22 protein-coding genes are annotated in these 22,787 nt (G+C 72.2%); 10 read left to right on the forward strand and 12 right to left on the reverse strand.

Annotation, left to right across the window (positions count from 1 at the left end; genetic code table 11):
• The first annotated feature begins 208 nt into the window (after positions 1-208).
• Entirely contained in the window at positions 209-1,864 is a 1,656-nt protein-coding gene (locus P3G67_RS16925) for a Stk1 family PASTA domain-containing Ser/Thr kinase (RefSeq protein ID WP_276094224.1), read from the forward strand.
• Positions 1,865-1,961: 97 nt separating this feature from the next.
• Here P3G67_RS16925 and P3G67_RS16930 read toward each other — a convergent pair whose 3' ends face one another.
• From P3G67_RS16930 to P3G67_RS16940, 3 genes are all read right to left on the reverse strand, one after another.
• Positions 1,962-2,519, reverse strand: coding sequence for a bacterial proteasome activator family protein (locus tag P3G67_RS16930; RefSeq protein ID WP_276094225.1), 558 nt, complete (start codon positions 2,517-2,519; stop codon positions 1,962-1,964).
• Between the two features lie 103 nt (positions 2,520-2,622).
• Positions 2,623-3,348 (reverse strand): hypothetical protein, encoded by a 726-nt coding sequence (locus tag P3G67_RS16935; protein ID WP_276094226.1) that lies wholly within the window; start codon positions 3,346-3,348, stop codon positions 2,623-2,625.
• Between the two features lie 130 nt (positions 3,349-3,478).
• Positions 3,479-4,456 (reverse strand): NAD(P)H-quinone oxidoreductase, encoded by a 978-nt coding sequence (locus P3G67_RS16940; protein ID WP_269855339.1) that lies wholly within the window; start codon positions 4,454-4,456, stop codon positions 3,479-3,481.
• A 120-nt stretch (positions 4,457-4,576) separates the two neighbouring features.
• On the opposite strand from P3G67_RS16940, the gene P3G67_RS16945 reads away from it, so the two are divergent.
• Positions 4,577-5,683 (forward strand): potassium channel family protein, encoded by a 1,107-nt coding sequence (locus tag P3G67_RS16945; RefSeq protein ID WP_276094227.1) that lies wholly within the window; start codon positions 4,577-4,579, stop codon positions 5,681-5,683.
• A gap of 3 nt (positions 5,684-5,686) precedes the next feature.
• On the opposite strand, the gene P3G67_RS16950 is transcribed toward P3G67_RS16945, so the two are convergent.
• From P3G67_RS16950 to pdhA, 5 genes are all read right to left on the reverse strand, one after another.
• On the reverse strand, positions 5,687-6,976 hold the full coding sequence (locus P3G67_RS16950) for a molybdopterin molybdotransferase MoeA (protein ID WP_276094228.1): 1,290 nt from the start codon (positions 6,974-6,976) through the stop codon (positions 5,687-5,689).
• The gene (locus P3G67_RS16955) at positions 6,913-7,797 is read right to left on the reverse strand and encodes an NTP transferase domain-containing protein (RefSeq protein ID WP_276094229.1); all 885 of its coding nucleotides are present in this window, start codon (positions 7,795-7,797) and stop codon (positions 6,913-6,915) included. Before P3G67_RS16955 ends, P3G67_RS16950 begins: the two co-directional genes overlap by 64 nt.
• A gap of 138 nt (positions 7,798-7,935) precedes the next feature.
• A complete protein-coding gene (locus P3G67_RS16960; RefSeq protein ID WP_276094230.1) occupies positions 7,936-9,246 on the reverse strand; it encodes a dihydrolipoamide acetyltransferase family protein in 1,311 nt (436 codons plus the stop codon).
• Complete coding sequence (locus P3G67_RS16965) at positions 9,246-10,271, reverse strand: alpha-ketoacid dehydrogenase subunit beta (RefSeq protein WP_276094231.1); 1,026 nt, start codon at positions 10,269-10,271, stop codon at positions 9,246-9,248. Before P3G67_RS16965 ends, P3G67_RS16960 begins: the two co-directional genes overlap by 1 nt.
• On the reverse strand, positions 10,268-11,458 hold the full coding sequence (gene pdhA / locus P3G67_RS16970; protein WP_276094232.1) for a pyruvate dehydrogenase (acetyl-transferring) E1 component subunit alpha: 1,191 nt from the start codon (positions 11,456-11,458) through the stop codon (positions 10,268-10,270). Before pdhA ends, P3G67_RS16965 begins: the two co-directional genes overlap by 4 nt.
• A 196-nt stretch (positions 11,459-11,654) precedes the next feature.
• On the opposite strand from pdhA, the gene P3G67_RS16975 reads away from it, so the two are divergent.
• The gene (locus P3G67_RS16975; RefSeq protein WP_276094233.1) at positions 11,655-12,146 is read left to right on the forward strand and encodes an Lrp/AsnC family transcriptional regulator; all 492 of its coding nucleotides are present in this window, start codon (positions 11,655-11,657) and stop codon (positions 12,144-12,146) included.
• Positions 12,147-12,192: 46 nt separating this feature from the next.
• Here P3G67_RS16975 and P3G67_RS16980 read toward each other — a convergent pair whose 3' ends face one another.
• Together P3G67_RS16980 and P3G67_RS16985 are read right to left on the reverse strand one after the other, a co-directional pair.
• The gene (locus P3G67_RS16980; protein WP_391858276.1) at positions 12,193-12,801 is read right to left on the reverse strand and encodes a TetR/AcrR family transcriptional regulator; all 609 of its coding nucleotides are present in this window, start codon (positions 12,799-12,801) and stop codon (positions 12,193-12,195) included.
• Positions 12,798-14,312, reverse strand: a complete 1,515-nt coding sequence (locus tag P3G67_RS16985; protein ID WP_276094234.1) for a 3-hydroxyacyl-CoA dehydrogenase — start codon at positions 14,310-14,312, stop codon at positions 12,798-12,800. Before P3G67_RS16985 ends, P3G67_RS16980 begins: the two co-directional genes overlap by 4 nt.
• 119 nt (positions 14,313-14,431) lie before the next feature.
• On the opposite strand from P3G67_RS16985, the gene paaN reads away from it, so the two are divergent.
• Together paaN and P3G67_RS16995 are read left to right on the forward strand one after the other, a co-directional pair.
• Positions 14,432-16,123 carry a phenylacetic acid degradation protein PaaN gene (gene paaN, locus P3G67_RS16990; RefSeq protein ID WP_276094235.1) on the forward strand — a complete coding sequence of 564 codons (1,692 nt, stop codon included), beginning with the start codon at positions 14,432-14,434 and terminating at the stop codon, positions 16,121-16,123.
• A gap of 79 nt (positions 16,124-16,202) precedes the next feature.
• The gene (locus P3G67_RS16995; protein ID WP_276094236.1) at positions 16,203-16,964 is read left to right on the forward strand and encodes a TrmH family RNA methyltransferase; all 762 of its coding nucleotides are present in this window, start codon (positions 16,203-16,205) and stop codon (positions 16,962-16,964) included.
• A 9-nt stretch (positions 16,965-16,973) separates the two neighbouring features.
• Here P3G67_RS16995 and P3G67_RS17000 read toward each other — a convergent pair whose 3' ends face one another.
• Positions 16,974-18,227 carry an HTTM domain-containing protein gene (locus tag P3G67_RS17000; protein ID WP_391858277.1) on the reverse strand — a complete coding sequence of 418 codons (1,254 nt, stop codon included), beginning with the start codon at positions 18,225-18,227 and terminating at the stop codon, positions 16,974-16,976.
• Entirely contained in the window at positions 18,224-18,985 is a 762-nt protein-coding gene (locus tag P3G67_RS17005) for a DUF5819 family protein (RefSeq protein ID WP_276094237.1), read from the reverse strand. The genes P3G67_RS17000 and P3G67_RS17005 overlap by 4 nt, the downstream gene beginning before the upstream one ends.
• A gap of 204 nt (positions 18,986-19,189) precedes the next feature.
• Between P3G67_RS17005 and paaA the strand changes: the two genes are divergently transcribed.
• From paaA to paaE, 5 genes are read left to right on the forward strand one after another with little or no spacing between them, the layout of a single operon-like run.
• Entirely contained in the window at positions 19,190-20,179 is a 990-nt protein-coding gene (gene paaA / locus P3G67_RS17010) for a 1,2-phenylacetyl-CoA epoxidase subunit PaaA (RefSeq protein WP_276094238.1), read from the forward strand.
• On the forward strand, positions 20,176-20,469 hold the full coding sequence (paaB, locus tag P3G67_RS17015) for a 1,2-phenylacetyl-CoA epoxidase subunit PaaB (protein WP_276094239.1): 294 nt from the start codon (positions 20,176-20,178) through the stop codon (positions 20,467-20,469). The genes paaA and paaB overlap by 4 nt, the downstream gene beginning before the upstream one ends.
• On the forward strand, positions 20,466-21,188 hold the full coding sequence (gene paaC, locus P3G67_RS17020) for a 1,2-phenylacetyl-CoA epoxidase subunit PaaC (protein WP_276094240.1): 723 nt from the start codon (positions 20,466-20,468) through the stop codon (positions 21,186-21,188). Before paaB ends, paaC begins: the two co-directional genes overlap by 4 nt.
• On the forward strand, positions 21,182-21,673 hold the full coding sequence (paaD, locus tag P3G67_RS17025; protein ID WP_269855354.1) for a 1,2-phenylacetyl-CoA epoxidase subunit PaaD: 492 nt from the start codon (positions 21,182-21,184) through the stop codon (positions 21,671-21,673). Before paaC ends, paaD begins: the two co-directional genes overlap by 7 nt.
• Entirely contained in the window at positions 21,673-22,779 is a 1,107-nt protein-coding gene (paaE, locus tag P3G67_RS17030) for a 1,2-phenylacetyl-CoA epoxidase subunit PaaE (protein WP_276094241.1), read from the forward strand. Before paaD ends, paaE begins: the two co-directional genes overlap by 1 nt.
• The last annotated feature ends 8 nt before the right edge of the window (positions 22,780-22,787 follow it).

Consider the following 22,787-nt stretch of genomic DNA (forward strand, 5'->3'; position numbering starts at 1 on the left):
CGCAAACCGTATTGCGCACAGTCTGCTCACAGCGGCGGCGAACACGTTGTTCACAGTTCGGGAACGGTTTCCCGGGCATCCGGTGACGGATCGGTCAAGCAGCTTGACGCGTCAACCGACTTCGGCAGACTTGGCGGGCAGGATCAAGCAGGATGAAGATCGGTGTCTTGTGCGTGCGGCTCGCGTGCGCCGAGGGGGAAGCGGTTACATGAGCGGGGACGCACGGGGCGACTTCTCGGGCACTACGGTCGGTGGCGGCCGGTACGAGTTGCGCGGCCTGCTCGGCGAGGGCGGGATGGCGTCCGTCCACTTCGGCTACGACACTGTGCTGGAACGTCCGGTCGCGATCAAGACCCTGCACAGCGAACTCGGCCGTGAGGCGTCCTTCCGCGAGCGCTTCCGCCGGGAGGCGCAGTCCGTCGCCAAGCTCAACCACACCAACATCGTCTCGGTCTTCGACTCCGGTGAGGACGAGATCGACGGCCGCTCCGTCCCGTACATCGTGATGGAGCTGGTGGACGGCAAGCCGCTGCGGCAGATCCTCGACGAGGACATGGCGCAGCACGGCGCGATGCCGACCGACAAGGCGCTCAAGATCACCGGTGATGTACTGGCCGCGCTCGCGGTCAGCCACGAGATGGGCCTGGTGCACCGGGACATCAAGCCGGGCAACGTCATGCTGACCAAACGCGGCGTGGTCAAGGTGATGGACTTCGGCATCGCCCGGGCGCTGCAGTCCGGCGTCACGTCCATGACACAGACCGGCATGGTGGTCGGTACCCCTCAGTACCTCTCTCCTGAACAGGCGCTGGGTCGCGGTGTTGACGCGCGTTCCGACCTGTACTCGGTCGGCTGCATGCTGTTCGAGCTACTGACCGGGCGGCTGCCGTTCGACGGCGACTCCCCGCTGTCGGTGGCCTACCAGCACGTACAGGAGGAGCCGCCCGCCCCCTCGTCGATCAACCAGTCGCTGCCGCCCGCGGTGGACGCGCTGGTGGCGCGGGCGCTGCGGAAGAACCCGGCGGACCGTTTCCCTACCGCCGACGCGATGCAGGACGAGTGCGAGCGGGTCGCCGCGGCCGCCAAGGGCATCGCCACCCCCCTGGTGATCAGCGAGGGACCCAGGGCCCACCAGCCCGCCGCCACCCCGCAGCCCGACGCCTTCGCGGTCTTCCCGAACGTCACCGGCGATCCGCACGCCCAGACGCCTTCGCCGTACCAGCAGCAGGCGCCCGCGCCGCAGCTGAACTACGGGCCGTCGACCCCGCCGCCCAACCAGTACCAGCAGCAGCCGTACAGCCCGGCCGGATACCAGACCCCGCCGCCCGCCACGCGTCCGACGGCGTCCGCGTACCGCACCCCGCCGCCCGCGCCGCGCAAGAGCGGCGGCAACTGGAAGCCGTTGCTGGTCTTCGTCGGGGTCGCGGCGGTGATCGGTGTGGTGCTGGTCTCGGTGATCGCGTCGATGAACAGCAAGAACAAGCAGCAGGGCAACAACACCACCACGGTGTCGCAGCAGAGCGACTCGTCCAGCAGTGAGAGCGGCACCGGCGGCACCAGCGGCAGCGACATCAAGATGGGCGACCCGAGCCGGACCGTCGACGCCAGCACCTGCACCCAGGCGTCCGGTGGGTTCACCGACAGCGGCGGCAAGGTCATCATGCCGGACCTGACCTTCAAGTACATCGACTCGGTCAAGGCCTGCATGGACGCGGCGGGTTGGAAGTACAAGCTCCAGCACGAGGACGAGAACGTCTGGGGCAAGGGCATCGTGATGAGCGAAACCCCGAACAAGTACAGCGAGTTCAACCCGAAGTCGGACGTCATCACGCTGATCGTGTCCACGGGCAAGAGCAGCGGCTGAGGCGCCCGCAGGTCATCGCGCCGGCGTCGCTTGAAGCCGCCCAACGCGAAGGTCCCGGCACACCGAGGTGTGCCGGGACCCTTTCATCCCCGCGGGATCACAGGTACGGGCCGGAGCGGGTGGCGCCCGGGTGGCCGCCCTCCTCGTCCTCGTGGCCGGAGACGAGACCGGGCGGAAGGGCCCGCCGCATCTGCTCCAGCTGCGCCCGTGCCGCCATCTGCTGAGCGAACAGCGTGGTCTGGATGCCGTGGAACAGGCCCTCCAGCCAGCCCACCAACTGCGCCTGGGCGATGCGCAGTTCGGCCTCGCTCGGCACGCTCTCCTCGGTGAACGGGAGCGAGAGCCGCTCCAGTTCCTCGACGAGTTCCGGCGCCAGGCCGTCCTCCAGTTCCTTGATCGAGCTGTGGTGGATCTCCTTGAGGCGCTGCCGACTCGCCTCGTCCAGAGGTGCCGCCCGCACTTCCTCCAGCAGTTGCTTGATCATGCTGCCGATACGCATGACCTTCGCGGGCTGCTCGACCATCTCGGTGACCGGAGTCTCGCGGGACTCGGTCTCCTGACCGTTGTGGCCACCGCCCAGGGCCATTCCGTCCGGGCCGACGACCAGCACGTGCGGGCTGTCCTGCTGCGACCGTTCGTTCATCGGCATCTCCATGCCGCCATTGTCTCGCACACCTGGTTCACCCATGGGTGTGCCCCGGCACATCCGTGATCCAACGTGCGCGGACCCGGGACCTTTCCACCCCGGCGTCCGAACTTCAGCCGCGGCGCAGTCGCAGCGCCATGAAACCGAGTCCGAGCCCGGTCAGGGCGAACCCGATGCCCAGCGGCAGGATGTCGAGCACCGGCCCGACCGGGCGGCGGACGCCCGAGGCGGCGATGAGGTCGGCGGTGCCGGTGGGGGAGGCGCTGGGGATGGCGGGCGCCGTGCGGGCCGCCGCCGGGGGCGGGAAGGGCAGGGCGGGCGGGGCCATGGTCCTGGCGACATACGGCCGCGCCTGGTCCGCCTGGGGCGGGTCCTCCTGGTCCGGGCGCTGGTCGTCCAGGCGCTGGTCGAGGTCCTGCCAGGGGTCGGGCGGTGCGGCGTCGACGGCGTCCCGCCGCCGCTCGGCGGGCTGCTGGTGGGCCGGCCGGGATATGTCCGGCCGGGGCTGGCGGGCGGCCACAGGGGCGTGCGACGCGGCGGCGGGACCGCGGCGCGGGGGCTTGGCCGGGTGGGGGGAGGACGGTGTGTGGCGGCCCGGGTGCCCTGCGCCCTGTGCCCTCCGGTTCCCGAGCGGCCTGGCGCCGGGCCTGGGGCGGCCGGTGGGGGGCCGGTGCGCGGCGCGCGGCGCCGTCGGGCGGGCGGTGTGCCGTATGTGGTGCATGCCGTGCGCGGCGGCGGGCGGGGCGTGCAGCACGAACGACGTCAGCAGGGCGGAGGCGGCGACGGCGAGGCCCGCGGCCCTTCGGGGCGCGCACCGGGCTCGGGCTGCTGACGTCACGGCACGGCACCTCCGCCTTCCACGGCCTGATCATGCGGTGCCTTCAGCGTTACACAGAGCGACAAACCCGGCATCCCGGGCAAGGGCGGTGCGGCGGAGGCCGCTTCGCCTCCGCCGCCACAGGTCCCGCTCAGGCGACCAGTACGACCTTGCCCACGTGTTCGCTCGCCTCGACCACCCGGTGCGCCTCGGCCGCCTCGCGCATGGGGAAGGCGCGGTCCACGATCGGCTTGACCCGGCCGCTCTCGATGAGCGGCCAGACGTGTTCGCGTACCGCCGCGATGATCGACGCCTTCTCGGCCAGCGGACGCCCGCGCAGCGAGGTGGCCGTCACCGCGGCCCGCTTGGCCAGCAGCTTGCCGAGGTCCAACTCGGCCTTGGCACCGCCCTGTAGGCCGATGACGGCGAGCCGGCCGTTGACCGCCAGCGCGTCCACGTTACGGCTCAGGTACTTGGCGCCGATGATGTCGAGGATGACATCCGCGCCCGCGCCGTCCGTCGCCGCGCGCACCTCGGACACGAAGTCCTGCTCGCGGTAGTCGATCAGCACGTCCGCGCCCAACTCGGCGCAGCGCTCCAGCTTCCGCCCGCCGGAGGCGGTCACCGCGACCCGCGCCCCGACCGCCTTGGCGAGCTGGATCGCCATGGTGCCGATACCGCTCGAACCGCCGTGCGCCAACAGCGTCTCACCCGGCCGCAGATGGGCGATCATGAAGACGTTGGACCACACCGTGGCGGCCACCTCGGGCAGCGCCGCCGCGTGAACCAGGTCAACGCCCTTGGGCACGGGCAGGAGTTGGCCCGCCGGTACGGCCACCCGCTGGGCGTAGCCGCCGCCCGCGAGCAGCGCGCACACCTCATCGCCCACCGACCAGCCGGAGACGCCCGGGCCCAGCGCCGAGATTCGTCCGGCGCACTCCAGACCCGGATACGGGGGCGCGCCGGGCGGCGGGTCGTAGAAGCCCTGCCGTTGCAGCAGATCGGCACGGTTGACCGCGCTGGCCGCCACATCGACCAGAACCTCGCCCTCGCCGGGTTCGGGATCGGGGACCTCGGCCCACACCAGGGCCTCGGGACCGCCGGGTTCGGGAATCGTGATCGCGTACATGACCGCGAGGCTACTCCGCCCGTCCCGTCGCATCAGCGACCATGGAACACCCGCGAAGTCGCGGCTTCTGCCAGCAAACGACCGATACGTTACGTCCGCTCACCCGCCGAGGTGCCCGAGATGACAGACCATCGACCGAGGACCGGCAGGGCCGCCCGGCTGCGGTCACCGCGGAGCCGTACGGGCAGCGGCACGGAGGCCGCCACGGTGCCCGAGCCGGACGGCGGCGGCCATGTGCTGCTGCCCGTCGAGGCCACGGTCGCACCGCTGCGGCAGGTGGCCCGCCGGCTGGCGGTCGCCGCGGTGGTCCTGGTCGCGACGGCGTTCATCGTCTACGCCGACCGCGACGGCTACCACGACAACGCCGGCCACCCGCTCGGTCTGCTGGACGCCTTCTACTACGCCACCGTCACCCTCTCCACCACCGGATACGGCGACATCGTCCCGTACAGCGCTGGGGCCCGGCTGGCCAACATCCTGCTGGTGACGCCGCTTCGGGTGCTGTTCCTGATCATCCTGGTCGGCACCACGCTGGAAGTACTCACCGAACGTACCCGTCGGCAACTGCGAATCCGCCGTTGGAGATCCCGCATGCGCGAGCACACCGTCATCGTCGGCTACGGCTCCAAGGGGCGGCACGCCGCGCGGACCCTGCTCGGCCAGGGCGTACCCAAGGACCTGATCGTCACCGTCGACCCGCAGCCGAAGGCGGTGGACGCCGCCAACAGCGACGGCCTGACCGCGGTGCTCGGCGACGCGACCCGCTCCGAGACCCTGCTGCGCGCCGAACTCCCGCGCGCCGCGAGGGTGGTGGTCGCCACCCAGCGCGACGACACCGCGGTACTGGTCACGCTGAGCGCCCGGCAACTGAACAAACGGGCCACCATCGTGGCCGCGGTCCGAGAGGAGGAAAACGTTCCGCTGCTCCGGCAGAGCGGCGCCACCGTGGTGGTGACCAGCTCCAGTTCGGCGGGGCGGCTGCTGGGAATGTCGATGATGAGCCCGCATGTGGGCGCCGTCCTGGAGGACCTGCTCACCCATGGCGAGGGCCTGGAGGTGCGGGAACGCCCGGTGACCAGGTCCGAGTCGGGTCGATCGCCCAGAGCCTGTGCCGATTTGGTGGTGGCCGTGGTGCGCGGCAACCGGCTGCTGGGCTTCAACGACCCGGAGGCGGAGACGCTCCAGCTGACGGACCGGGTCATCACCATCACCCAGACCGGTGGTTAGGCGCTACTCCCAGTCGAGGACCAGCACCTCGACCTCAGTACCCCGCTCGGCCGTGCCACCGGGAGGGATGACGGCCATCGCGTCCGCCGCCGCCAGGCCGCGCAGCATCGCTGGGCCGTGGAAGCGCAACGGCTCGGCCGTGCGTGCGCGATCGTCGAGCGCGACGGGGACCAGCCGGGTGTCCGTGGGGTGGGCGGGAACACCGTCGGCCAACGCGGCGCGGCCCGCGGCCGGTTCGGGGCGACCGCCGAGGGCGCGCAGTACCGGCGCGACCAGCGTCAGCACGCCGGAGACCGCGGCCAGCGGATTACCGGGCAACCCCACGAACGGCCGCCCGTCGGGCAGTTGGGCCAGCAGCATCGGATGGCCGGGCCGCACCGCGACACCGTCCACCAGCAGCCGTGCGCCGGTTCGCCGCAGCACGGGGTGCACGAAGTCGACCGGTCCCGACGCCGTGCCCCCGGTGGTGACGATCAAATCGGCATCGCTGCCGTCAACCGCCCGGAACAACGACTCCGCGTCATCGCCCAGCCTCCGTACCCCGTCCACCGCGGCGCCGAGCCGACGCAGCCAGGGCGGCAGCAGCGGGCCGAGGGCGTCCCTGACCCGCCCGTCGCGGGGCAGGCCACACCCCAGCAACTCGTCGCCCAGCACCAGCAGTTCCACCCTGGGCCGGGGCACGACCCGCAGCTCGTCGTATCCAGCCGCCGCCGCGAGGCCCAGCACCGCCGGGGTGACCGCGGCGCCGGGCGGCAGCAGCTGGTCACCGGCTCGGCACTCCTGGCCGCGCGGCCTGATGTCCTGCCCCGGAACCGGCAATTCCGGTACGGACGCGCGCAGTTGGTCATCGGTGGCGCACCCGTGTTCCCTGCGGATGACGGCGGTCGCCCCCGGCGGGAGCGCGGCTCCGGTGGCGATGCGGACCGCCTGGCCGTCCAGCAGTGCGGGGTGCGGGCGCTGTCCGGCCAGCGCCTCGCCGACGACCCGCCACGGGCCGGTTCCGGCGACCGCCCAGCCGTCCATGGCCGAGGTGTCGAACGCGGGCAGGTCGGTCAGCGCCTCCAGCGGTCCGTCCAGCACGCCCCCCAGGGCCTCGTCCAACGGCCGCCGCACCCCCGCCAGGCGTCGCCCCGCGCCGGTCGCGACGCGGCGGGCCTCGGGCCAGGACAGGGCGGCCGGAGCGGTCTTCCGCGCCCCGGTCGCCGGACGGCTGGATGCGGCGAAGTCGGTCATCGGGCGGACGTTCCCGCCCCGGACCCGCCCGAGCCGCCTTCGGTGTCCTCCTCGGCCCAACGCCGGGCCAGCTCCGCGGCCTTGCGGGCGGCCTCCGCCACCGCCTCGGGACCGCCGCCCGCGCGCCCCGCCGCGTATCCGACCAGGAAGGTGGTCAGCGGCGCGGCCGGGCGGGCCACTCCGTGTGCGGCGTCGCGCGCCAGGTCGAGCAGGGTCGTGGTGTCGACGTCGAGATCGACGCCGAGTTCGGCCTTGGCCGCGGCAATCCATTCATCCAACACGTGTCCATGCTCCCTGATGCGCGCCCGGGCGGTACTCAGGGCATCCCAGGTGTCGCAGTCGAAGGAGGCCAGGCCGCCGGGGTCGGGCATCCGCCGAAGGTCCAGCCGGGCGGTGAGCAGCCGCAGCGGCAGGCCCGCCAGCGCGCCGCGTTCCCGCTCCAGCAGCTCCAGTTCGCGGCGCAGCGACGCCGTGCGGTACGCGGCGACCAGCGGGTTCTCGACGCCCTCTGGATCGGTCAGGACGACGCCGTCGGCGTCGTCGGACACACCGCCGAGCAGTGCGCAGACCGTGGCCGGGGTGAGGAACGGCAGGTCGGCGGCGAAGACCAGGACGAGCCCGGCCGAAGCGTGCCGCAGCCCGGCCGACAGCGCGGGCAGCGGGCCGCCGCCGGGCGGGCTCTCCCGGGTCCAGCGGACCGGCCGCGCGGTGGGCCGGGGCGGCCCGACCACGACCGTGCCGCCCGCACCGGCGCAGGCGTCGAGCACCCGGTCCAGCAACGTCGTGCCGCCCACCCGCAGCGCGGCCTTGTCCACCCCGCCGAGCCGCCGCGCGGCCCCTCCGGCGAGCACGACGGCGTCGAATCCGCTCTCGGTCCCCATGCCCGCGAGTATGCCCCCAGCTCAGGGCCGCGGGCCGTGACTCGTCCCGGAGAGATCCCACCGCGAGGGCGAGCGACCGCCACGGCGCAGTCCGGCGGTGCCGGAAGAACCGCCACCCGCCCCCAGGACCCGCGCGGGCTAAAGCCCGCGCAGCAGCACCGCGGGCTGCTCGACGCAGTCCGCCACATACCGCAGGAAGCCCCCGGCCGTCCCCCCGTCGCACACCCGGTGATCGAAGGTGAACGACAGCTGGACCACCTGCCGCACCGCCAACTCGCCTTGGAACACCCATGGTTTGGGCGCTATACGACCGACGCCGAGCATCGCCGCCTCGGGGTGGTTGATGATCGGCGTGGAGCCGTCGACCCCGAACACCCCGTAGTTGTTGAGCGTGAAGGTGCCGCCGGTGAGTTCGGCCGGGCTGAGTGTGCCCGCCCGGGCCGCCTCGGTGAGGCGGGCGATCTCCGCCGCCAGTTCCTCGGTGGTGCGGGTGTGGGCGTTGCGTATCACCGGTACCACCAGGCCGCGTTCGGTCTGCGCGGCGAACCCGAGGTGCACGGCGGGCAGCCGGACCACCTCGTTGCGCTCGGTGTCCACCGTGGCGTTCAGCTCGGGGTAGCGGGCCAGCGCCGCGGTGCAGATGCGGGCCAGCAGCGCCAGCACCGATACCTTCGGCGCACCGCTCGCGGCGTTCATCGCGGCCCGCACCGCCAGCAGTTCGGTGGCGTCGGCGTCCACCCAGGTGGTGGCGTCCGGGATCTCCCGGCGGCTGCGGGACAGCTTCTCGGCGACCACCCCGCGCAGTCCACGCAGCGGAACCCGGGTCTCCGCGCCGCTGGACTGCGGCGCGTCGGCCCGTACCGCGAAGCCGTTGGCCAAAGCGGCGGGTACCGGCTGCGTCTCGGCGATGGCGCGTTCCACGTCCGCCCGCAGTATCAGGCCGTCCTTGCCGCTGCCCCGCAACGTCCGCAGATCCAGGCCGTGTTCCCGCGCCAGTCGGCGGACCAGCGGGGAGACCACGGGCACCGGTCCTTCGACGACCGGCCGCTCCACGACGGCGCTCGGCTCCGCACCGGGCCGGACCCGGCGGCGGCGCGGCACCGCACCGCCCGTCCCGTATCCGACGAGCACGCTCCCGGAACCCTGTTCGGCGCCACCGGACTCGGCGCCGGGCCGCGCAACGGCACCGGCAGCCGCCTCCTGACCGCCCACCGCGACCGTCACCAGCGGCCGGCCGACCGGCACTTCGTCGCCCGGCTCCCCGAAGCGCGCGGTGACGACGCCACCGTACGGACACGGCACCTCGACCATGGCCTTCGCCGTCTCGACCTCGACCACCGGCTGGTCGACGGCGACCACGTCGCCGACCTCGACCAGCCACCGTACGATCTCGGCCTCGGTCAGCCCCTCCCCCAGGTCGGGCAGGGTGAACTCCAGCACCTGGGCCATCAGTTCACCTCCCACTGCAGACGCGCCACCGCGTCCAGCACACGGTCGACACCGGGCAGGTGGTACCGCTCCAGCATCGGCGGCGGGTACGGGATGTCGAAGCCCGCGACGCGCAGCACCGGGGCCTCCAGGTGGTGGAAGCAGCGCTCGGTGATCCGGGCCGCTATCTCCGCGCCCGCCCCGCCGAACCCGCTGGACTCGTGGACCACCACCGCCCGGCCCGTCCTGCGGACCGAGGCGCACACCGTCTCGTCGTCGAACGGCACCAGGCTGCGCAGATCGACGACCTCCAGATCCCAGCCCTCCTGCCGTCCCGCCTCGGCTGCCTCAAGGCACACCGGCACCGAGGGGCCGTAGGTGATGAGCGTCGCCGAGCGCCCGTCGCGGCGCACCGCGGCGCGGCCCAGCGGGGGCACGCTCTGTGGCGCGTCGGCCGTCCAGTCGGCCTTGGACCAGTAGAGCCGCTTGGGCTCCAGGAAGACCACGGGGTCGTCGGAGGCGATCGAGGCGCGCAGCAGCCCGTAGGCGTCGGCGACGGTCGCCGGGGTGACCACGTGCAGGCCCGGCGTGTGCAGGTAGTACGCCTCCGAGGAGTCGCTGTGGTGCTCCACGCCGCCGATCCCGCCGCCGTACGGGACGCGGACGGTGATCGGCAGCGGCATCGCGCCCCGGGTGCGGTTGCGCATCCGGGCGACATGGCTGATCAGTTGCTCAAGCGCCGGATAGGCGAAGGCGTCGAACTGCATCTCCACGACCGGCCGCAGCCCGTACATCGCCATCCCGACGGCGGTGCCCAGGATCCCCGCCTCGGCCAGCGGGGTGTCGGTGACCCGGTCGGGGCCGAACTCCTTGGTGAGGCCGTCGGTGATGCGGAAGACCCCGCCCAGGGTGCCGACATCCTCGCCCAGCACATGGACGCGGGGATCGTCCGCCAGGGCGTCGTGCAGCGCCTGGCGCAACGCCTGGGCCATGGTGGCCGGTTTGCGCCCGGCGGGCGCGGCCGCCGGGGCGGTGGCGGTGCTCATCGGTCCTCCTCGGCGTCCAGCTCGGCACGCAACTGAGCGGCTTGTTCACGGAGTTGGGCGGTCTGATCGGCGTAGACGTGGTCGAACAGCTCCATCGGGTCCAGCACCGGGTCAGCGTTCATCTCCTCGCGCAGCCGGGCCGCCAACTCCTCGGCGCCGTCCGCCACAGCCTTGGTCCGCGCGTCGTCGATCAGGTTCCGGTCGCGCAACTCGCGCTCCAGCAGGTCGATGGGGTCGTGGGCGCGCCATGCCTCGACCTCGGCGGCCTCGCGGTACCGGGTGGCGTCGTCGGCGTTGGTGTGCGCGTCGATCCGGTAGGTGACCGCCTCGACCAGCGTGGGGCCGCCGCCGGTCCTGGCCCGCTCGATCGCCTCGGTGAGCACCTGGTGCACCGCCGGGGCGTCGTTGCCGTCCACCAGGCGTCCGGGCATCCCGTAGCCGACCGCCTTGTGGGCGAGCGACGGCGCTGCGGTCTGCTTCTCCAGCGGTACGGAGATGGCGAACCCGTTGTTCTGTATCAGGAAGACGACCGGTGCCCGCCATACGGCGGCGAAGTTCAGCGCCTCGTGGAAGTCGCCCTCGCTGGTGCCGCCGTCGCCGACCATGGCCAGCGCCACCGTGTCGTCCCCGGCCAGCCGGGCGGCGTGGGCGAGGCCGACCGCGTGCGGCAGCTGGGTGGCCAGCGGGGTGCACAGCGGCGCGACATGCCGGGCCCGCGGGTCGTAGCCGGTGTGCCAGTCACCGCGCAGCAGGGTCAGCGCCTGCACCGGGTCGACGCCGCGGGCGACGACCGCGAGGGTGTCCCGGTAGCTGGGGAACAGCCAGTCCTGCGGGCGCAGCGCCAGCGCCGCGGCGACCTGGCAGGCCTCCTGCCCGGTGCTCGACGGGTACACCGCCAGCCTGCCCTGCTGGGTCAGCGCGGTGGCCTGCCGGTTGTAGCGGCGGCCGCGCACCAGCTCCTCGTACAACCGGCACAGCAGCGCGGGGTCGAGGTCCCGGGCCGCGGGGGTACCGAGCAGCCGGTACGGCTCGGGCTCGGGCAGCAGCGGTGCCGGGTCGATCCGGGCGTGCCAGCCGGGCGGCGGTGTGTGGCCGGAACCGCTGCTCTCCGGCGGCTTCGCGGCGGGCCGCGCGGAGCGCTTCGCGGGACCGGCGGCGGCCGGCGACGGTGGGGACAGGTGGGCCATTGCGCACCTCCTCATGGGCGGTGTCCGCGCACCCGCCGAAGGGCGAGTGCCACGCAGGGCGAGTGGGGTTCCACTCGCCTACCGATTGTTCGGTCGTCGGCGGCATTTTGGCCACAGTCGCGTTCAGCCTGTGGACAAACGGTTCTCCACACCCTCTGATGGAGGCAGTACGTCCATGGTAGGGAGGCCCGGGGGGATGGCGACTGAACAGATGGCCGAGTTCCAGCGGCCCGCGCGTTCTCTGGACGCCATAGACCGGGCGATCCTGCGCCTGCTCCAGGAGGACGGGCGGGCGTCGATACGCTCCGTGGCCGACCGGGTGCACGTCTCCCGCGCCAACGCGTACGCGCGCATCAACCGGCTGATGGAGGACGGGATCATCCGCGGTTTCGCGGCCCGCGTGGACCATGAGCGGGCGGGCCAGGGCGCGTCCGCGTACATCACGCTCAAGATCGTGCAGAACTCGTGGCGCACCGTGCGCGAACAGCTCCTGACACTGCCGGGCGTCGCGCACATCGCCCTGGTCAGCGGGGACTTCGACGTGCTGATGCTGGTGCACACCGCCGACAACCGCACCCTGCGGGAACTGGTCCTGACCAAGATCCAGGCGGTGCCGGAGGTGTTGAGCAGCCGGACGCTGCTGGTCTTCGAGGAGACCGACCTGGTGGTGGACGACCACTCCCGGTAGAGCCCCCGGTGCCCCGGGGACTCCACCGGGACCGCGCGGGGGCCGCCTACGTCCGCAGGCCGTCGAAGGCGAGCCGCACCACGGTGTCCGACACCTGGGGGCTGACCGCCGGGCCGCCGACCGGCGGCCGGTACCACTCCACGATCGAGTTGATCATGCCGAACAGCAGCCGGGTGGCGAGCCGCACGTCGAGGTCCGCCCGTAGGTCGCCCTCGGCGACCGCCGCGTCGAGCAGCTCCGCCATCCGCTGGTCGAACTCCCGGCGCCGCTCCAACGCCCAGCGCTCGGTGTGCGTGTTGCCGCGCACCCGCAGCAGCAGGGTGACGTACGGCAGCTCCGCCATCAGCACGTCCGCGGTGCGGTGGACCGCGTACTCCAGCCGTTCGACGGCCCGGCCCTGGCACGCCCGCGGCTCCTCCAGGATGCCGAACAGGCCGTCCAGCGCGCGTCCCACCGCGCGCTCCAGCAACTCCTCCTTGCCGCGCACATGGTGGTAGATCGACGACTTCGAGATACCGGCGGCGCGCGACAGATGCTCCATCGAGGTCCCGTCGTAACCGCGTTCGTTGAACACCTCGACGGCGACCGCGAGGAGGGTTTCGGGCGTGTAGGTGTCCCGCTTGGGGTCGGAGGTGCCGCGCTGTGCCATGGTCATGATGAGAGCACACCTCCCGGCGACGTGCTCCAGCGGCTCAGTGCCACACACGGCGCGTAGCGGCCGGTGGGGTAGCTGCCGTGCAGCCGGTCGAGCACTCCGGCCACCCACCTCGGTGTCAGCCGCTCGCCCCACTCCAGGGGCCCGAGCGGGTAGTTGACGCCGAGCCGCATGGCGGTGTCGACGTCGGCGGGCGAGGCGACGCCCCGTGCGACGGCGTCCGCCGCGAAGTCGACCAGCATCGCCACGGTACGGGCGACGATCAGCCCCGGGGTGTCACGCACCACGCTGACCCGCTTGCCCAGCGCCTGGAACAGGCCGACCGCCGCCGCCACCGCCTCGGGCGCCGCGCCCTGCGCCGGGGCCAGGGCGATCCGGGTGGCGCCCCGGTAGTCCAGGGCCAGGTCGAACTGGATGGTGTCCGTGCCGTGGCTTGCCGCGAGCGAGCCGTCCGCGAGCATCAACTGGCCGGAGCCGGGCAGCCCGAGGAAGCCGTATCGACCAACCCCCGAGCGGCGCACCGGAATTCCGGCTTCCGCCACCAGTTGGACCAACTCGCGGACCGGCGCCGGACCGTCGGTGAAGACCACCGCCTCCGGCGGGTCGCCCGCAGTCGCGGTGTGCGGTTCCGGCTGGTCGTCCTGCGACCCGTAACGGAACCAACCCCGGCCGGACTTGCGGCCGTGCAGCCCGGACTGCACCAGCCGGCGCTGGGCGAGCGAGGGGGTGAACTTCGGGTCCTGGAAGAAGGACTCCCAAACGGACCTGGTCACCGCCTCGTTGACGTCCTGGCCGATCAGATCGGTGAGTTCGAACGGCCCCATGCGAAAGCCGCCGCTCTCGCGCAGCACAGCGTCGATGGTGGCCGGGTCCGCGGCCCGCTCCTCGTGCAGCCGGAACGCCTCCGCGTAGAACGGGCGGGCGATCCGGTTGACGATGAAGCCGGGGGTGTCGGTGCAGCGCACCGGTGTCTTGCCCCAGGCCGCCGCCGTCTCGTACGCGAAGTCGGCCACCGACTCGTCGGTGGCGTACCCGGAGACCACCTCGACCAGCGGAAGCAGCGGGGCCGGATTGAAGAAGTGCAGCCCGACGAAGCGACCGGGCAGCCGCAGGGCGCCCGCGATGGCGGTGACGGACAGCGAGGAGGTGTTGGTGGCCAGCACGCAGTCGTCGGCGACGACGGCTTCCAGGTCGGTGAACAACCGCTGCTTCACGGACAGGTCCTCGGCCACCGCCTCGATCACCAGACCGGCGTGGGCGAGCCCGGCCAGTTCGTCCGCCGGGGTGATCGCGGCCACGGCGGCGTCCCGCGCGGCCTTGCCGATCCGGCCCTTGTCCACCAACCGGTCCAGGCGGGCGGATATCGCCCCCGCGGCCTGCTCGACCCGGCCGGGCACCGCGTCGTAGAGCACCACCGGGTGGCCCGCGACCAGTGCGACCTGTGCGATTCCCTGGCCCATGGTGCCGGTGCCGACGACGGCGACGGTGGTGCGCGCGACCGGTTCTTTCATCGTGTCCGCTCCCAGAGTTGTCCACAGGACCGAAAGCCCCTCTTGCCCCGACCGACCATTCGGTCAAGACTGATCCCGCACACCATATTGCCCGTACCCACTCAGCGAGGAGTGGCCGCATGGCCGCAGAGCTTTCCGCCGCACAGCTGATCGAACGGCATCGAGCCACTTTGGACAAGGCTCTCCAGGCGATCCGTACGCGCGAGTACTGGTCGCCGTACCCCGAGCACCCGAAGGCCTACGGAGACGGCAGCGGACTGGACGCGGCCGAGGGGAAGGCCGCCTTCGAGGCGCTGCTGGGCCGGCGCTTCGACCTGGACCAGACCGGCACCGACGACTGGACGGGCACCGAAGCCTCCCCGTACGGCATCGAGTTGGGGATCAGCTACCCGCACCCGGACGTCGACGCGCTGCTGCCCGCGATGCGGGCGGCGATCCCGCGCTGGCGGGAGGCCGGAGCCGAGACCCGCGCCATGGTCTGCCTGGAGGTGCTGGCCCGGATCAACGCGGCCAGCCATGAGTTCGCGCACGCGGTCATGCACACCACCGGCCAGGCGTTCACCATGGCCTTCCAGGCGGGCGGGCCGCACGCGCAGGACCGGGGCCTGGAGGCGGTGGCCTACGCCTACGAGGAGCAGACCCGGGTGCCCGGCGGGGCGGAGTGGGTCAAGCCGCAGGGCAAGCGCGATCCGCTGCGGCTGCGGACCACGTTCACGCCCGTGCCGCGCGGCGTCGCCCTGCTCATCGGCTGCAACACCTTCCCCACCTGGAACGGCTTCCCCGGCCTGTTCGCCTCCCTGGCGACCGGCAACCCGGTGCTGGTCAAGCCGCATCCGCGCGCTGTGCTGCCGCTGGCGCTCACCGTCCGGCTGGCCCGCGAGGTGCTGGCCGAGGCCGGATTCGACCCGAACCTGGTGTGCCTGGCGGCCGAGCGGCCGGACGAGGGGCTGGCCAAGTCGCTCGCCGTCCGCCCGGAGATCCGGATCATCGACTACACCGGCTCGACCGCTTTCGGCGACTGGCTGGAGACCAACGCCCGGCAGGCGCAGGTGTTCACCGAGAAGGCCGGGGTGAACACGGTGGTCATCGACTCCACCGACAACTACCGCGGCATGCTCTCCAACCTCGCGTTCGCCCTGTCGCTCTACAGCGGCCAGATGTGCACCACCCCGCAGAACCTGCTGATCCCCCGCGGCGGCATCGACACCGACGCCGGGCACAAGAGCTACGACGAAGTGGTGGCCGACCTCGCGGCGGCGGTGGAGGGGCTGCTGGGCGACGACGCCCGGGCCAACGCGCTGCTGGGCGCGATCGTCAACCCGCAGGTGCTGGAGCGGCTTGAGGCCGCGCCGTCGCTGGGCTCGGTGGCGCTGGCCTCGCGGACCGTGGCGCACCCGGAGTTCCCCGACGCGGTGGTCCGCACCCCGGTGATCGTCTCGCTCGACGGGGCGAAGCCGGACGCGGAGGCGGCGTATCTGTCCGAGTGCTTCGGCCCGGTCTCCTTCGCCGTCGCGGTGGACTCCACGGCGGACGCCACCGAGTTGCTGCGCCGCACGATCCGGGAGAAGGGCGCGATGACGGTCGGCGCCTACACCACCTCGCCGGAGGTGGAGCGGGCGATCGAGGAGGTGTGCGTCGAGGAGCTGGCCCAGCTGTCGCTGAACCTGACCGGCGGGGTGTACGTCAACCAGACCGCCGCGTTCGCCGACTTCCACGGCACCGGGGGCAACCCGGCGGCCAACGCGGCGCTGTGCGACGGGGCGTTCGTGGCGAGCCGGTTCCGGACGGTGGAGGTGCGCAGGCCGCAGTAGCGAAGGCGCGCCGACCAGACGGGGCGGACCCCACCCGGGGCCGCCCCGAGGGCGGCGGGGCGGACCGTAGGCTGAGGCCATGAGCGAGGACGAAGCCATGGCCGCGGCGCTGGAGTGGCGCACCATCGCCCCCGGGGCCGTGCTGCTGGACGGCTTCCACGCGCTGAAGCACGCACTGCGCTTCGGCGCGGACGTACGGCTGGTGCTCACCAGCGACAGGGCGGCGGTGCGGGCGCTTTCCGGGAAGCTGGCGAGCGATGTCGCCGACCGGCTGGACGCGATGGCCCGGGAGGTCCCGGCCGAGGTGCTGCGGGAGTTGGTGCCCAGGGCCCATCCCACCGGTGTCGCCGCCCTGGCGATCCGGCCCAGCACTCAGGCCAACATCGGGACACTGAACCGGCTGCCCCGGCCAACTCCCGTTGTGGTGCTGGACAATCCACGCAACCTGGGCAACGTCGGCGCCGTCATCCGGCTCGCCGCCGGGTTCGACGCCACCGGTGTGGTCACCACCGGCGACCTCGACCCCTGGCACCCCAACGCCGTGCGCGCCTCCGCCGGGCTGCACTTCGCCACGGCCGTGGAACGACTGGACCCCGCCGGCCTTCCCCAGGGACCGTTGTACGTCCTCGACCCGGAGGGCGAGGACATCCGCTCGACCACCATCCCGGACGACGCGCTACTGGCGTTCGGCTCGGAACGCCACGGGGTGTCGGAGCAACTGCGCGCCCAGGCGACGAAGTTGCTCGCGATCCCGATGCGACCGCAGGTGTCCAGCTTCAACCTGGCCACCAGCGTCGCCATGGGCCTGTACCACTGGCTGTCCACCACGCGGCACGCGTAGACCCGTCCGCTATACCAAGGTGGACGTCGTCGGCTCGTCCGCGGAGCGCTGCCGGGGGATGACGGCCCTGCGGGCCGGGCGCAGCAGGCGGACGACGCGGTCGCCGATCCAGCGCAGGAACCCGGTGGGCAGGAAGACCGCGTCCGCCGCGATCATCGCCAGGGAGAAGAACGGCAGCCCCAGGATGACCGCGATCCCCGCGTGCTCGCACATCATCAGGGCCAGCAGCACGTTCTTCACCCGGCGGTTGAACAGCGTGAACGGGAAGGCGACCTGCACGATCACCGTGCCGTACGTGATCAGCATGACCATCAGGCCGTTGCCCGCGAGCGCGTGGGAGAGCGAGGGCCAGGGGGTGAAGTCGTTGAGGTGCAGCGGGTAGTACAGGGCGGTGCCGTCCTCCCAGCGCGAGCCCTGGATCTTGTACCAGCCGGCCGTCGCGTAGACCAGGCACACCTCGACGACGATGACCAGCATCGCCCCGCCGTGCACCAGGTTGGCGATCATGTCGAGCACGGTTCGCGGCTCACCGGGGGCGTGGCGGCGCACCAGCCGCCAGGCCGCCTGCGTCGCCAGCGCCGCCCACAGCGCGACCGCCCAGAAGCCGCTGAGGTCGCCGACCGCGGTGGCCCAGGCCAGCACGAGGGCGGAGCCGATCCACAGGGCGAGCCCCACCGGATCACGGCCGTCCGCAGCGGAGGCGGCGGCACGGCGGGCCCGCCGGCTGTCCAGCGACCAGACCTGTCCGCAGCGGGTGAACGCCAGGTAGATGGCCATGATGTGCAGGACGTTGTCGCCGCCGTCGCCCACGAACACGGAGCGGTTCTGTAGCGCCAGCACCCCGATCATGAACAGGATCGAGGCGGTACGGGTCCGCCAGCCGAGCAGCAGCATGACGCTGAACGCGATGGCGGCCGTGTAGACGACCTCGAACCACAGCCTGCTGTCGGACCACATCAGTAGGCTGAAGGCGTGGTTGGTGCCGATCAGGGTGCGGGCCATGTCCCAACTCCACGGGCTGCCCGGCCCGTAGAGCTCGTCGCGGTGCGGCCACTCGCGGAGCAGGAACAGCAGCCAGGTCAGCGAGAAGCCGATGCGGACGACCGCGGACTGGTAGGGCGCGATGGCGCTGCCGGTGATCCGCGACAGGCCGCGTGCGACCGTGCGGTCGGCGCCGCGCAGCAGCCCGGCGAACGGCGACGGTACGGGCGCGGTGGCCGGGCCGGTCGACGGGCGGCGGGCGGCGGTGGGCTGGTCGGTCACGTGAAGTCCTCGGGGCTGACGGCCCACCACGGAAGGACGCGGTAGTAGGTCCGGGTGTCGATCTTCTCCGTGCTCCACGGCGGGGCGCCCACCGCCGCGGTCGCCGAGCGCACCTGGACGCGCTGTACGTCGCCGCCGTTGAGGTGCGGACCGAAGCGGTGCGCCACGATCCGCAGGACGTAGGACTGGGCGAGGTCACCGCGCAGTCCGTTGGAGCGGTTCTGGTCGTCGTGCGTGTCGGTGTAGAAGGACCAGGCGCGGCGCAGTTCGTTCTGCTCGGTGTGGCTGGGGATCGGGTTGTGGCGTATCCGCGCGATGTCCATCGCGGTCAGGTCGACCCAGCCGGTGGTGACGAGGGTGCCGTCCGGCTTGCGCACTTCGGCGCGCGCCTGGACATCGCTGTTCTCCTGGAGCGGGTTGGGCGCGAACAGCTTCCAGTTCTGCTCGAACTCCGGATAGATGTAGCCGTTGATCGCCTGGGCGTACTTCTGGGAGAGCGTGTTCGTCGGGGCGACGTGCAGGAAGACCATCGCGAGGTGGACGGCGGCGCCCACCGTGACGGCCGCCACGGCGAGGGCGAGCACGATCCGCGAGGTCACCGAGAGACGGGATATCCCGCCCAGTTCCTCGGCACCGTCAGCGGTCCGCGCCGCGTCGCCCGCGGCGGTTCCGGCGTCGCCGGAGGCCGGGGGACCCACGGTGTCGGGTGGGCTGGACCCCGCTGTCTCGTCCGCCGCCCTGGACTCGGGTGGCTCCATGTCGTTCCCCGTCTCTTCGCTGTGGCCGTTCGCACCGGAACGGTACTCATGCCGCCGCCGGCAGGACAGGCCGTGCAGGTTTTCCACAGGGCGGTGCGGCCCCGGGGCGAGGGTTTTCCACAGCCCTGGATCAGCCTTGACACCCTACGTCGCCGGCTCCACCATTGAACCGAACGGTCGGTCGGGAGCAGGGAGGCTTCTGTGATGACCACGGCACCGGCGGCTGGCGCCGCCGACGAGACGGCACCCGCCGAGCTGGTGGCGGAGTTCGACGCGGTGGTGAGTGCGGACGGTCGCGTCGAGCCACGCGACTGGATGCCGGACGCCTACCGGACCACCCTGATCCGGCAGATAGCGCAGCACGCGCACTCCGAGATCATCGGCATGCAGCCGGAGGCCAACTGGATCACCCGGGCGCCCAGCCTGCGCCGCAAGGCCATCCTGATCGCCAAGGTGCAGGACGAGGCCGGGCACGGCCTGTATCTGTACGGAGCGGCCGAGACCCTGGGCGTCAGCCGCGAGGAACTGCTGGACAAGCTGCACTCCGGCCGCCAGCGCTACAGCTCGATCTTCAACTACCCCACCCTGACCTGGGCGGACATGGGCGCCATCGGCTGGCTGGTGGACGGCGCCGCGATCACCAACCAGGTGCCGCTGTGCCGCTGCTCGTACGGGCCGTACGCCCGGGCGATGGTGCGGGTGTGCAAGGAGGAGTCCTTCCACCAGCGCCAGGGCTACGAGCTGCTGCACACGCTGTCGCACGGCACCGAGGAGCAGCACGCGATGGCGCAGGACGCCGTCAACCGCTGGTGGTGGCCGTCGCTGATGATGTTCGGCCCGCCGGACGACGAGTCCGCGCACTCCGCGCAGTCCATGGCCTGGCGCATCAAGCGGCACTCCAACGACGAGCTGCGCCAGCGCTTCGTGGACATATGCGTCCCCCAGACCGAGGCGCTGGGCCTGACACTGCCCGACCCCGACCTGCGGTGGAACGAGGAGCGCGGCCGGTGGGACTTCGGGGCGATCGACTGGGAGGAGTTCCAGCAGGTGCTGCGGGGCAACGGCCCGTGCAACGAGCAGCGGCTGAACCAGCGGCGCACCGCCCATGAGGAGGGCGCCTGGGTGCGCGAGGCGGCCGCCGCGTACGCGGCCAAACAGCTGACGAGGACGGGCCAGGAGGCGATGGCGGTATGAGCGGCGAGAACACCGACTGGCCGCTGTGGGAGGTCTTCGTGCGCAGCAAGCGGGGACTGAGCCACAGCCACGCGGGCAGCCTGCACGCCCCGGACGCCACCATGGCGCTGCGCAACGCACGGGACCTGTTCACCCGGCGCGGCGAGGGCGTGTCGATCTGGGTGGTGCCCGCCGCCGCGATCACCGCCTCGTCCCCGGACGAGAAGGACCCGTTCTTCGAACCGGCGGCCGACAAGACGTACCGCCATCCGACCTTCTACACGATCCCGGAGGGGGTGAAGCACCTGTGACCACGACGACCGTGCCCACCACCGCGGCCCTGTCGCTCGCCGATGACGCGCTGGTGCTCTCCCACCGGCTGGGCGAGTGGATCGGTCACGCGCCGGCACTGGAAGAGGAGGTGGCGCTGGCCAACATCGCGCTGGACCTGCTGGGTCAGGCCCGCTTCCTGTACTCGATGGTGGGCGACGAGGACGAGTTGGCCTATCTGCGGGAGGAACGCGCCTTCCGCAACGTGCAGTTGGTGGAGCAGCCGAACGGCGACTTCGCCACCACGATCGCGCGCCAGCTCTACTTCTCCTGCTACCAGGGCCTGCTGTACGCGGAGTTGGCGGCGGTCGAGGGCGAACTGGCGGCACTGGCCGCGCGCGCGGTCAAGGAGGTGGCCTACCACCAGGACCACGCGGTGCAGTGGACACTGCGGCTGGGCGACGGCACGCCGGAGAGTCGGACACGGATGCAGCGCGCCCTGGACGCCCTGTGGCGGTACACCGGCGAGTTGTTCGCCCCGGTGGAGGGACTGCCGGTGGACCCCGCCGCGCTGCGCGAGCGCTGGCAGGACGCGGTCGGCGCGGTGATACGGCAGGCCACCTTGACCCAACCGGAGGGGCCGGACCACACCCCGTGGGCCGCTGGCGCCGGACGGCAGGGGATCCACACCGAGCCGTTCGGCCGGATGCTCGCCGAGATGCAGCATCTGCACCGCGCACACCCGGGAGCGTCATGGTGACCACGGTGCTGGAGGAGGAGCTACGGCGGATCGCGGGCAGCGTCCCCGACCCCGAACTGCCGGTACTCACCCTGGACGAACTGGGCGTGCTGCGCGGGGTGCGGGTCACCGGCCCCGGCCGGGTGGAGGTCGAGCTGACCCCGACCTACACCGGCTGCCCGGCGGTGGAGGCGATGGCGGCCGACATCACCGAGCGGCTCACGGAGCGCGGCATGGCGGAGGTGTCGGTACGGACCGTGCTGTCGCCGCCCTGGAGCAGCGACGCGATCAGCGCCGAAGGGCGCCGCAAGCTCGCGGAGTTCGGCATAGCGCCACCGCGACCGACCAGGGCGGGCGGGCCGGTGCCGTTGACGCTGTCGGTGCGCTGTCCGCACTGCGGCTCGCTGGACACCTCGCTGCTGAACCGCTTCTCGTCCACGGCCTGCAAGTCGCTGCGGCGGTGCGATTCGTGCGGTGAGCCCTTCGACCACTTCAAGGAGTTCTGATGGTGGCCGGTTCCGTCGCCCGGCACGGCGCCTTCCATCCACTGCGGGTGGCGGACGTCGAGCGGCTCACCGACGACGCGGTGGTGCTCACCTTCGAGGTGCCCGCCGAGTTGCGTGACGTCTTCCGCTTCGCGCCGGGCCAGCACATCGCGCTACGGCGGTACGCCAACGGCGGGGAGATACGCCGTACTTACTCCGTATGCGACCCGGCACCGGCTGCCGAGTCGGAGGGGCCGCGGCGGCTGCGGGTCGGGGTGCGGCTGGTGGAGGGCGGCGAGTTCTCCACCTACGCCCTCAAGGAGCTGGTGGCGGGTGAGACGCTGGAGGTGATGACCCCGGCGGGGCGGTTCGGGCACGCGCTGCCGCTGTCCGGTCCCGGGCACTATGCGGCGATCGTGGGCGGCAGCGGCATCACCCCGGTGCTGTCGATCGCCGCGACGGTACTGGAGCGGCAGCCGCAGGCACGCTTCTGTCTGATACGCAGCGACCGGTCCACGGCCTCGACGATGTTCCTGGAAGAGGTGGCCGACCTCAAGGACCGCTATCCGGACCGGCTCCAGCTCGTCCATGTGCTCTCCCGGGAGGAGCAGCAGGCCGGTCTGCCGACGGGACGGCTCGACCAGGAGCGGCTCACCGAGCTGCTGCCCGCGCTGTTGCGGCTGGAGAGCGTGGACGGCTGGTTCCTGTGCGGGCCGTACGGCCTGGTCGAGGACGCCGAGCGGGCGTTGCGCGGCCTCGGGGTGCCAAGGGCCCGGATCCACCAGGAGATCTTCCATGTGGACGAGGGCTCCGCGAAGGCCCCCGGCACGGCGGCGACCGGCAAGGCCACCGGCGCCACGATCAGTGCGACGTTGGATGGACGCGGCGGCAGCTGGCCCGCCCGGGAGGGGGAGTCGGTACTGGAGACAGTGCTGCGCAACCGCGCCGACGCGCCGTACGCGTGCAAGGGAGGGGTGTGCGGCACCTGCAGGGTGCGGCTGGTCGAGGGTGAGGTGCGGATGGACCGAAACTTCGCCTTGGAACCGGATGAGTTGGCGGCCGGATATGTGCTGGCCTGCCAGTCCCATCCGGCCACCGAGCGCGTGACGGTGGACTTCGACGCGTAAGGCGCGAG

The sequence above is a fragment of the Streptomyces silvisoli genome (assembly GCF_029269905.1).
Taxonomy (GTDB): domain Bacteria; phylum Actinomycetota; class Actinomycetes; order Streptomycetales; family Streptomycetaceae; genus Streptantibioticus_A; species Streptantibioticus_A silvisoli_A.